We start from the raw sequence: 10,144 nt of genomic DNA on the forward strand, positions 1-10,144 counted from the left end.
GACGGCCCGGTGCGCGATGCGCTCGATGGCTGCCAGTCCCAGGTCAGCGGGCCATGCTCAGCTGGAAGGTTCGGGCGGCGTCGCGGTAGATGCCCAGTCGAGCCGACCTGCCGGGTGGGGGTAGCTGTGATACCAGTTGCTCCAGCGAGGTCATCGCTCCGACCACTCGAGTGCCCGCGACGAGGAAGTCGGCGACGGCTCGCCGAATGTGGTTGGGCGAGGTGACCACGACCGCGCTCGTGGCGCCGATATCGCGGAGCAACTGGGTCGTGAACAGTGCGTTCTGCACGGTGGACCCCGCTCGAGACTCCACATGGATCCGTGTGGCCGCAACGCCATGAGCGGTCAACCAGGCGCGCATGGCTTCGGCCTCGGTGATGCCGTTGCGGGGATTGCCGCCGGTCACGACGATCGGTGACTGCGGTGCGGCGATCGACTGCACCCATGCGGCCGTGAGCCGGTTCTCGAGTTCGGGCCGCAGCGACCCGTCGGGAAGCAGACCATAGCCCAGTACGACGATGCCGGTGTGCCCTCCAGCGAGCGTGGGTAGAGGATTCGGCAGCGTGCCCACCGCGGCACGGATGGCGACGAGGACCTCCCGGGTGCGTTGCGCCAGCCCTGGATCGACCGCTTGCAGCCGGAGCATCGAATCGACCAATGCGGGTATGTCGCCGGCATAGTCGGACCAGATGGCTCGTAGCGCGAGTGCTTCGGCGTTGTGCGGATCGGAGTCGACCAACCTGCGCAGGTCGGCCTGCCCCGACACGTCGTCGCCGTGGTCGAAATGGCGCTGTGCAGCGTAGTACGGGGCGCCCATGTCCGGCGTGGCGTGGTACGGGGCGCCGGTGTCCGGCGTGGCGTGTGTCGGGCCACTGGACAGTCCAGTGAACGAGAATACGGCGAGCGATACTGCGACCAGAAACCTCACATGCCTCGAGATTTTCACTACAGTCGACACCTTTCCGCGCATGAACGGCTGGGTACGCGAGAGCCGTAACCTGGGGGCAAACATTGATCACGATACGTGCGATCGTCCCGATACCGCGCCATTGCTCGCTGGAACGGACAGGCGTTTCCAACAGTCGGGCCACCACATCGAGGCGCCAGCGTGCCCGCGGGCCGTCCCCGCGGTCGGGATAGGCTGTGTCGACGTGGATACCGTTTCGCTGTCCGGCAAGGAACTCGCTGCCGCAATGAATGCCGACACTCGAGCCCGTGCGGTCGCACTCACCGAGAATGCGACTGCGCCGCATCTGGCCTTGGTCGTCGCGAACGACGACCCCGCCAGCGCCTGGTACGTGAACTCGCTGCGCAAGGCCGCCGATCGCCTCGGAATAGCGTGCGACACTATCGATCTCGGTCCGAGTGCAGACGCTGCGACCATCCGCGCCGAACTCTCCGCACGCAGCGAGGACCCCGGCATCGATGGGATCATGCTGCAAACGCCGCTCCCGGCGGGTGTCACCCTGGAGGAGGTGAGTTCCGCGATAGCAGCGACCAAGGACGTCGACGGCGTGAGCCCGCTGTCACTCGGATTGCTGGCAGCCGGGCGCCCCGGTTTCGCCCCCGCGACCGCAGCGGCCGTCGTCGAATTACTCGACCACCACGAGATACCGCTTGCCGGCCGGCGGGTCGTCGTGGTCGGCCGATCGAACATCGTGGGGAAGCCGCTTGCGCTGCTGTTGCTGGCGAAAGATGCCACCGTGACGGTCGGTCATTCACGCAGCACCGATCTGGCCGCTATCACCGGCTCCGCCGATGTCGTCGTCGCAGCCGCGGGCCGTATCGGTCTGATCGGCGGCGACGATATCGGTGAAGGCGCCATCGTCATCGATGTCGGCACCAACGAAGCTCCCGACGGGGCGATCGTGGGCGATGTCGACGCGGAGTCGGTGCGGGGTAGGGCCGCCGCACTCAGTCCGGTCCCCGGCGGTGTCGGACCCGTGACAACTGCCCTGCTGATGCGTCAGGTCGTCATCGCAGCCGAAGTTCGCCACAGCGGGTGAGTCGCGTCGAGCCACGAACCCTCGGCGTCATTCGTGGGCGATGGCGCTGATCAGAGTGCGACCACCGGCCATCGTCGTGGTGACGACCTGTGGGTTGTATTCGACCGGTGGCTGCCCAGGGCGTCGTTCGGTGACCACGACGACGTACTGGCCGGCGTGGGCGCTTGGCGTGATGTACACGCAGTGGGTGGTCCCCTGGGGAATGGCGTCGATACCACGCTGAATGGTATCGGCTGTTTGGACGGCTGCGTCCGCGGTGGTGGCGGCGCGGACCCGGTCGCCGGATCGAGCGACATAATAGGCATGTTGGAAGGCGAAGATCACTGCGGGGCCGGAGTCGAAACCGCCGACTCCGTTGCCCTGGATCTGGTCGCCGACCCGCTGGGCCGGGCACATGGCGTCCGATGGCGAGCCGATCGGGTCGGAGCCGCCGGTCCCGAAACGGAGGTAGGTGACCACGCCGACAGCAGCGAGGCAGAGCAAACCGATCAGCGGCACCGTCCGCCGCCACAGCCTGCTCGGGGCCGGGGAGCGGTCGATCAACCGGTCGAACTGGTCCCGGTAGCGTTCGGGCTCGGGCTCGGGCCCAACGGGTGGCCACGGGGCATCGGACAGTCGAGCGCCCCGGGGCGCCGTCGCCATGTCACGGTCGTCCCGCGCACCCGGCGATCGGACGTGTGTTCGTCCCAGAGCACTGCGCCCATACCCCCGATCGCGCCCGTGCGGTGCGTTCATCTCCGGTCGATCCATAGCCCCACCTTCATCCGGTCCCCTCCCATCATCCAGATCGCTACGATGCTGGAGCGCTCCTGCGCGGTCGGCGCCCGATCCGTAGCGTTTCCCCGGAGAATACTTCTCGCCTCTGGTTCACCAGTGCGTGACCACCGGATCTCCTATGCCGATAGTGTGGTATACCCATTCGGCGTCGTTCGGGGCGAGGTTGATGCACCCGTGGCTGACGTTCGCCCGACCCTGGTGTTCGACCGACCATGGGGCCGAGTGAATGAAAACGCCGCTCCAGGTGAGGCGTTCGGCGAATTCGCCGTCGATCAGGTACCCCTCGGGCGAACTCAATGGAATACCGATGGTGCGGGAGTCGAATACGATCGAGCGGAACTTCTCCAACACCGGCCACGTACCCGACGGAGTTTCCCACCCCGGTTTGCCCATCGAGGCGGGCATGGTGCGCACGATGGCGCCGCCGATGCTGACGGTGAACGTGTGTGCGGACATATCGGCTTCGCCGAAAACGCCCGCATTGGTAGCGAATTCCGATCGTACATCGCGGACGGATATCGATATTCGTGCATTTGCCGGCAGGAGGCCGTTCGGTACCCACTCCAGAGTGCGATCGTCGATCCAGGAGAAAGTACCCGGCAATCGTTGTGCCGCACCGATTTCGGCCCTACGGGTGTCGATGGTGACCGACTGCTCGGCGCGTGCACGGTCGGTGACCGGGGAGGCGAAGCGCATGGTCACCGGATGAGCGATCCCCACGATCTCGCCCTGCCCCGGCCCGACTTCGGTTACCGCGGGTACCAACGGTTTCGGGAGTACCAGCGCGGCCGTCGTACCCGACCAGACCGTGGTCAGCGCCACGGTCACCATCGCGAGGAACAAATATCGAATCGTGCTCCTCATCGGCTTCCACCCCTTCGAGACGGTGGCAAAAAACAATTCTAGCGCGGATGACCGATTCGACGCACGCCATCGCCCGGGCGGCGAAGAGAACCAGGTGCGGCTGAAGCGTTGGGGTTGTGTGCACCGTGGCGGCGAACGACGTCGCAGCTGCGCGCGATCCAACATCTGCCCCGGGCCGGACCGAGGCGCCGGGCCGTCACGGGTGCGCGGTTCTATGCGCGAATGGCCTGCACGACGTCGGCATGCAGAGTGTCCGCGCGAGTGACGAGGTCTTCGATCCGCGCCAGCACCGTGGCGAAGCGATCGCTGTCGGTTGCGGACAACGACGTCACATTGATCTCGATGTTCAGTTGAGAGCTGGCCGCCGCGGCGCGGCAGGCGTCGGCGGCAGCACCGATATCGGTGATCACGTTCGGATTCGCAATCGGGAAGAGTTCACCGGCCAGCGTCAGCACCTCGTCGGCTTCGTCGACGACTGCCGCGGGCACTCGGGCCGCCTCGATCAGCGCGGCGGTGATCGAGGCGGTGCGGGCGGCGAGACGCTCCGGCGTGTCCTTGGGCAGTTTGTAGGCGGCTCCCACCGCCGTGAACGCGGCCGCGTCGGCCTCGGCCAGTGTCAGGGCGCGCTCGCGAGCGGCGTCGGCGGCGGCGACGATCCGATCCACGACGGGACGGTGTTCGGCATCCTTGGCGCGGGTGGTGTAGCGGGCTACCATCGCCACCAGCGCGGCCCCCTGTGCGGCGTGGAGAGCAGCAACCGCGCCGCCTCCTGGCGCGGGCATCTTGGCGGCCAGATCGTTCAGGTACCGCACCAGGGCAGCTTCGCCGAAGGGTGGCACGGTTTCCCTGGACGACATGCTGAGCTGCGACACGGTGGGCGCCTTTCGTTCGGGCGAGCGTGGTCCAGAGGTAGACGGTACCTCCTCCACCGGGCAGTCCCCGCCCAGGCCACGTCCGGTGGTGTTGGTGGGGCCGGTTCCTCTTGCGGTGTCGGTGGGGCGGGCGTGTTCGGCGGTGTTGTTGCGGCCGGTTCGCGGTCGCCGGCCGGTCGCCGATATGTTGAGTGCTATGCGGATCGGATTGAGCATCAACTACTCGGGGGGTTTCAAGGAGGCTGCGGCAGAAGCCGCCGACCTCGAGCGGGCTGGCCTGGATATCGTGTTCGTCCCCGAGGCGTATTCGTTCGACGCGGTCAGCGCGCTGGGATACTTGGCAGCGAAGACCACGAATCTGCAGCTGGCCTCGGGCATCTTGCAGATCTATACACGCACCCCGGCCTTGACCGCGATGACGGCGGCGGGTCTGGACTTCGTCTCCGACGGCCGCTTCGTGCTCGGATTGGGAGCATCCGGACCACAGGTGATCGAGGGCTTTCACGGCGTGCCCTACGACGCTCCGATCGGGCGCACCCGGGAGTTGGTGGAGATTTGTCGTATGGTGTGGCGGCGCGAGCGCTTGGAGTACCAGGGCAAGCACTATCGGATTCCGCTTCCCGCGGGACAGGGCACGGGCCTGGGTAAACCATTGAAGCTGATCAATCATCCGGTACGCGAACGGATCCCGGTGTTGTTGGCTGCGCTCGGACCGAAGAATGTACAGCTTGCCGCGGAGGTTGCCGAGGGTTGGCAACCGATCTTCTTCCTGCCGGAGAAGGCGCAGCAGGTTTGGGGCGAGCCACTCGCCGCGGGTTCGGCTCTGCGTGACCCGGCTCTCGGTGAATTGGATGTATACGCAGGTCCGGCGCTGGCCATCGGGGAGAACGTCGAGCCCCTGCTGGAGTTCGTGAAACCACACATAGCGCTCTATATCGGCGGTATGGGTGCGAAAGAAAAGAACTTCTACTACTCCTTGGCCTCGAAATACGGCTACGGTGCCGCGGCCGACCGTATCCAGGAGTTGTATCTTGCCGGAGAGAAGGAAGCAGCGGCCAAAGCCGTTCCGGACGACCTGGTTCGCGACATTTCCTTGATCGGTCCGGCGAGCTACGTCAAGGAGCGGGTGGCGGCCTTCAAGGAAGCCGGCGTCACCGGCTTGAATGTCGTCCCCATGGCAGGCACCGCCGCCGAGCGGGTCAAGCTGATCGAGCAACTGCGCGGGCTGGTGTAGCAACGACACTCACTGCCACTGGCGTTCGTCTCGACGGTGGCAGTGAGGCGCGAGCCTCAGTTGGACTGGAATGCCATGAGCGCAGCTTCCAGCGTGGAATACAGCGAAAACACCTGGTCCAGACTTGTCATCTTCAGCTGTCGGCTGGTCGCTGGGCCGTCGGCGACGATCGCGATCGCCGTGGAGGTGCCGGCGCGCTGGTGGGCTGCGACCAGGGCCGCCATGCCTGCCGAGGCGAGGAAGCCGACCGCCGTGAGGTCGATGATCAGCGCCGAGGGTTTGTCGTCGAGCACGGCATCGATTGCGCTCTCCAGCGCCGGGGCGGTTGCCAGATCGATCTCGCCGGTCACGGTCAGTACAGTCGCGCCGCCGTGCTCCGCGATGGCGGTGGTCATCGTGTCTGCGAGAGGATACGCATCTCCGGAAGAGCTCGTCACCGCGCAACACCTAAGTAGCAGCGAATCCGCAACCTCAGAGTGTCCATGGAATCACACAATACCCCGGTATCTCGGCCGGTGGTCGGGCGTGCGGTTGCGGCGTGGACACCAGTTCTCGCGTCGGTGCGCCAGCGCACGGTCCAGCCCCACACGAAGTGCGGGAAGCGTCACTGCACACGTAGTCCGCTGGGGCGTCGCCGAGTCCCCGGCTGCTGGGTCGGCATCCGGTTCGGTGGAACGGGAAAGGGGACGCCGATCGTTGCTGTTCCCAGGGCCAGATTCGGTCCGCATTGTGGCAGCGCCGGATGTTCACATGTGAACAGGTTCGGAATCACCCACGACACCGACGGCAATCTGTCGGCGGCGAAGTCCTGCGGATACACGGGTGCTTTGCCGCGCCTGGCCAATTCGGAATTCGGATCGGCCGCCTGAGGGAAACAGCTCATCATGCCGTCCAGGACCACCGTGGAGATCGGGCCGAACGTGCCACGCCTCGTGCAACCCGTACCAGCCGTGTTGCTCTCCCTCCGCGATGCGTGTGGCCCGCGTCGGGCCGGTCGTGCTGTCGCCGTCGGCGGACGCCGAGAGCGATAGCTGGAATCCGCACGATACGTGGGGAAGTGACCAGTTCGAGGCCCGAATGGTGAAAGGCCGGTGAACCAGCGACTACGGCCTGCCGCAACCGAATTCGTGGTCTCTGCGCCGACACCTCGCGTCGGGCGATCGAGCCGATGCGCCCGCGGGAGGGCTCCATTGTCCGGATCGGGTGCCCGACATTCGCTGGTCACCGAGTACGGGGACTTTCGGCTCTACTGCGAGACCAGTCGGTCCAGGAGTATTCGCCGGGATCGTATTCGTGGTCGCCCGAATGGAAAGAGAGTCGGTGCCGTGAATTCTTCCGAACTATTGTCCGCGGATGTCCGACCAGCGGTGACGGTGCAGACCACCGGATCGGTAGACTCGACCGACATTGCCATGACGACACGGTCGATCGAGCAGGTGATGCGCCGTCGTCGTGTCGACGGCCCCGCTCGGATACGGCTGACCGGCCGGCCATGCATCGAGGAATCCGTGGTGCTGGCCCAGGTGAACTTGGCCGGCCCGGACACAGTCAGGAGAGTTCAAGTAGCCGGGCCGCGTGGCTTCATCGCGGCCCTCGTCGCGGACCGGTTCGATCGCATGATCACTCGACTCGCCGAACGACCCGGCGCGCGTGTGTGGCCCGACCCTGCCCGCCCGGCACTGGCATGGGCTACCCCAGTACGTCCGATCATGCGCCATAAAGACTGTGAGCTGGCGTTCGACACCCCAGCTGCGGCGACGCGAACGATGGACGCGATGGATTACGACGCGCATCTGTTCGTCGATGCCGAGACCGGGGAGGACGCCGTTGTGCACTGGGGCGGTCCGCACGGGGTGAGGTTGGCTCGTCAGTATCTGACCCAGCCACCACGACACACGTCAGTGGTGCCGTTGGCAATGGACCCGTACCGCGCGCGCTGTCTGACCGAGAGCGAGGCCGCGGCGCACCTGTGCCGCTACGGCTTGCCGTTCCTGTTCTTCACCGATCCGCGCAGCAAGCGCGGACGGTTGTTGCTACGGCGCTACGACGGCGACCTCACGGTCGTGGTCCCTGCGCGTGGCACGGACGCTCCCGCCACGAGTTGCCCGACTCGTGATTCGGCCGAGCACTGAAAACTGTTCGCTCCCCAGCCGTGCGGGTCGCCCCGACACGTGGTTGCCACGTCCGAGGATCGCCGTGATCGCGGACAGGGTGATCGGGATCGCCCCGACATCGTCACTGGCATCCATCCGATCGAAAATGAAAGGTAGGCAACACCATTGGCACGTGACCTGACCCAGCGAGAGCTGCTCACCGAGCTCGAGCCCGTCGCCGAGACATGTGTGAATCGGCATCTCGCCATGGCCAAGGATTGGCATCCGCACGACTACGTGCCCTGGGAGCGGGGGCGCAATTTCGCGATGCTGGGTGGCATCGACTGGGACCCGGAACAATCCCAGTTGTCCGAGGTCGCGAAGGCGGCGATGATCACCAATCTGCTCACCGAGGACAACCTTCCTTCCTATCATCGGGAGATCTCCCAGCACTTCTCTTCCGATGGCGCCTGGGGCACATGGGTGGGTCGGTGGACGGCGGAGGAGATGCGCCACAGCACGGTGATTCGCGACTATCTGGTGGTGACTCGCGGTGTCGACCCGATTGCATTGGAGCAGGCCCGGATGGTGCACATGGGCAATGGCTTCTCCACCGGTGTCGCTGCGTCCGAGTTGGAGGTGAGCAGCGGGGCGGGGTTCCTGCATTCGGTCGCTTACGTCAGCTTCCAGGAATTGGCCACCAGGGTCACCCATCGCAACACGGGAATGGTCTGCGACGACCCGATCGCCGACCGGATATTGCAGCGCATCGCAGCCGACGAGAACCTGCATATGATCTTCTACCGCGCAACGTGCGGTGCGGCCCTGGATTTGGCGCCCGATCAGACCATCGAGGCCATCGACGCGATTGTGGAGAACTTCCAGATGCCTGGTGCGGGCATGCCGAACTTTCGACGCAACGGGGTGTTGATGGCCAAACACGGCGTCTATGACCTGCGTCAGCATTTGGAAGAAGTGGTGATGCCGGTGGTGCGCCAGTGGCGAATCTTCGAGCGAACCGACTTCGGCGCACGGGGCGAAGTGGTCCGTGAGCGTCTGGCGGCTTTCCTCGACGACCTGGAGCGAGTGAAGATTCCCAGATTCGAAGAGCAGCGTGATCGTGCGCTGGCGCGTGAGCGGGCTCGGGCCTGAGCGGTCTCCGATCGACGGCGTCGCACGGTAGCCCACGGCGGGAACCCGTTGCGCTCGGGAGGAACCGGCGGTCGGGTCCGGCGTCGGGCCCAGGGCATACCGGCCGTCGATTCGTGCCGCGCAACGGATTCGCCACGGGGAAGGTGATCGCTGGCAGCGTCAGGCATAGATGTGTAGCTGAACGAGGTGAGCATCTACCGAAGCAGATCCGGGCTCATGGCGGCAAGTCGATCGGCGAATTGCTGTTTCGGGTCGATACGATCGACATCTGTCACCGCGTGACAATCTCCGTCACCGACTTGGTCGTCTCGACAGCACGAGCGGCCGCTCAGAGCCGGGCGGCGCGCCCCGGACAAGTAGCTGTAGGAACGCTGCTTTCCTCGATGTGGCGTAGGTGGTCGTAGAATCGCTGGAAGTTGGGTAGATCCGACTTGTGCAGACGAGTAGCTCGAGGTATGGCTGTCGGGCTGTTGTCGCCGTCGTACCTGGTCGGGGTTGCGTCCGACTCTGTCGACATGATCGGTGGTGTTCTGCTATGCGTACCGAGGGAGACGCGTGGGATATCGTCAGCAGCGTCGGCCGCACGGCGTTGGCGTCTGCTGCGTTTCGGGCGTTGGAGGTGTCCGTTCCCGACCCGCTGATACGCGATGATTTCGCGCCATGGTTCGTCGAGGCGGCTGGCGAGCCGTTTTTCACAGGGCTGTTGGCCGACCCTTCGCAGCTGACTGGAAGCCCGTTGCTTGCTGGGTTCATGGGGGTGCGGACGAAATTCTTCGATGAGTTCTTCCTCTCGGCCGTGGCGACCGGAATCCGGCAGGCGGTGATCGTTGCCGCGGGGTTGGACGCGCGAGCGTATCGCCTCGACTGGCCTGCGGACACCGCGGTGTTCGAAATCGACCAGTCGAAGGTCTTGGAATTCAAACAGGTGGTGCTCACCGAGCATCACGCCCAACCCACGTGCGACCGGCGACCGGTGACGGTCGATCTGCGAGAAGACTGGCCCGCCGCCCTTCGCTCGGCAGGTTTCGACCCCGAGAAACCGGCAGCGTGGTCGGCGGAAGGGCTGTTGCGCTATCTTCCCGGCACTGCGCAAGACTTGCTGTTCGCCCGGATCGATGAACTGTCCGCACCCGGCAGCCAGCTCGG

General features: G+C 65.4%; 10 protein-coding genes and 1 pseudogene. 5 read left to right on the top strand and 6 right to left on the bottom strand.

Annotated elements, in window-relative coordinates; translation table 11 throughout:
• Positions 1 to 43 precede the first annotated feature (43 nt).
• Positions 44 to 946, bottom strand: coding sequence for a YdcF family protein (locus K940_RS27095; protein WP_036527607.1), 903 nt, complete (start codon positions 944 to 946; stop codon positions 44 to 46).
• Positions 947 to 1,151: 205 nt separating this feature from the next.
• Between K940_RS27095 and K940_RS0106005 the strand changes: the two genes are divergently transcribed.
• Positions 1,152 to 2,006, top strand: coding sequence for a bifunctional 5,10-methylenetetrahydrofolate dehydrogenase/5,10-methenyltetrahydrofolate cyclohydrolase (locus K940_RS0106005; protein ID WP_028476802.1), 855 nt, complete (start codon positions 1,152 to 1,154; stop codon positions 2,004 to 2,006).
• Positions 2,007 to 2,033: 27 nt separating this feature from the next.
• Here K940_RS0106005 and K940_RS30655 read toward each other — a convergent pair whose 3' ends face one another.
• From K940_RS30655 to K940_RS0106020, 3 genes are all read right to left on the bottom strand, one after another.
• Positions 2,034 to 2,756: a hypothetical protein gene (locus K940_RS30655; RefSeq protein ID WP_051406917.1), complete on the bottom strand. Its 723-nt coding sequence runs from the start codon at positions 2,754 to 2,756 to the stop codon at positions 2,034 to 2,036.
• Between the two features lie 117 nt (positions 2,757 to 2,873).
• Complete coding sequence (locus K940_RS0106015) at positions 2,874 to 3,647, bottom strand: L,D-transpeptidase family protein (RefSeq protein ID WP_028476803.1); 774 nt, start codon at positions 3,645 to 3,647, stop codon at positions 2,874 to 2,876.
• A gap of 212 nt (positions 3,648 to 3,859) precedes the next feature.
• Positions 3,860 to 4,519, bottom strand: coding sequence for a cyclodeaminase/cyclohydrolase family protein (locus K940_RS0106020; RefSeq protein ID WP_028476804.1), 660 nt, complete (start codon positions 4,517 to 4,519; stop codon positions 3,860 to 3,862).
• 196 nt (positions 4,520 to 4,715) lie between these two features.
• On the opposite strand from K940_RS0106020, the gene K940_RS0106025 reads away from it, so the two are divergent.
• The gene (locus tag K940_RS0106025; protein WP_028476805.1) at positions 4,716 to 5,753 is read left to right on the top strand and encodes an LLM class F420-dependent oxidoreductase; all 1,038 of its coding nucleotides are present in this window, start codon (positions 4,716 to 4,718) and stop codon (positions 5,751 to 5,753) included.
• A 56-nt stretch (positions 5,754 to 5,809) separates the two neighbouring features.
• Here K940_RS0106025 and K940_RS0106030 read toward each other — a convergent pair whose 3' ends face one another.
• Together K940_RS0106030 and K940_RS33470 are read right to left on the bottom strand one after the other, a co-directional pair.
• Positions 5,810 to 6,148: an STAS domain-containing protein gene (locus K940_RS0106030; protein WP_028476806.1), complete on the bottom strand. Its 339-nt coding sequence runs from the start codon at positions 6,146 to 6,148 to the stop codon at positions 5,810 to 5,812.
• Between the two features lie 209 nt (positions 6,149 to 6,357).
• Positions 6,358 to 6,669: pseudogene (locus K940_RS33470) on the bottom strand (alkaline phosphatase family protein); the annotation flags it as partial.
• Positions 6,670 to 7,078: 409 nt separating this feature from the next.
• On the opposite strand from K940_RS33470, the gene K940_RS27105 reads away from it, so the two are divergent.
• The 3 genes from K940_RS27105 to K940_RS0106055 form a co-directional block, all read left to right on the top strand.
• Positions 7,079 to 7,885 (top strand): sigma 54 modulation/S30EA ribosomal C-terminal domain-containing protein, encoded by an 807-nt coding sequence (locus tag K940_RS27105; protein ID WP_081706178.1) that lies wholly within the window; start codon positions 7,079 to 7,081, stop codon positions 7,883 to 7,885.
• Between the two features lie 147 nt (positions 7,886 to 8,032).
• Entirely contained in the window at positions 8,033 to 8,998 is a 966-nt protein-coding gene (locus K940_RS0106045; RefSeq protein ID WP_028476807.1) for an acyl-ACP desaturase, read from the top strand.
• Positions 8,999 to 9,533: 535 nt separating this feature from the next.
• Positions 9,534 to 10,144, top strand: a 611-nt coding sequence (locus K940_RS0106055) for an SAM-dependent methyltransferase (protein WP_036527610.1), incomplete at its 3' end; no start/stop codon positions are given.

It is taken from the genome of Nocardia sp. CNY236, assembly GCF_000482385.1.
Lineage (GTDB): Bacteria > Actinomycetota > Actinomycetes > Mycobacteriales > Mycobacteriaceae > Nocardia.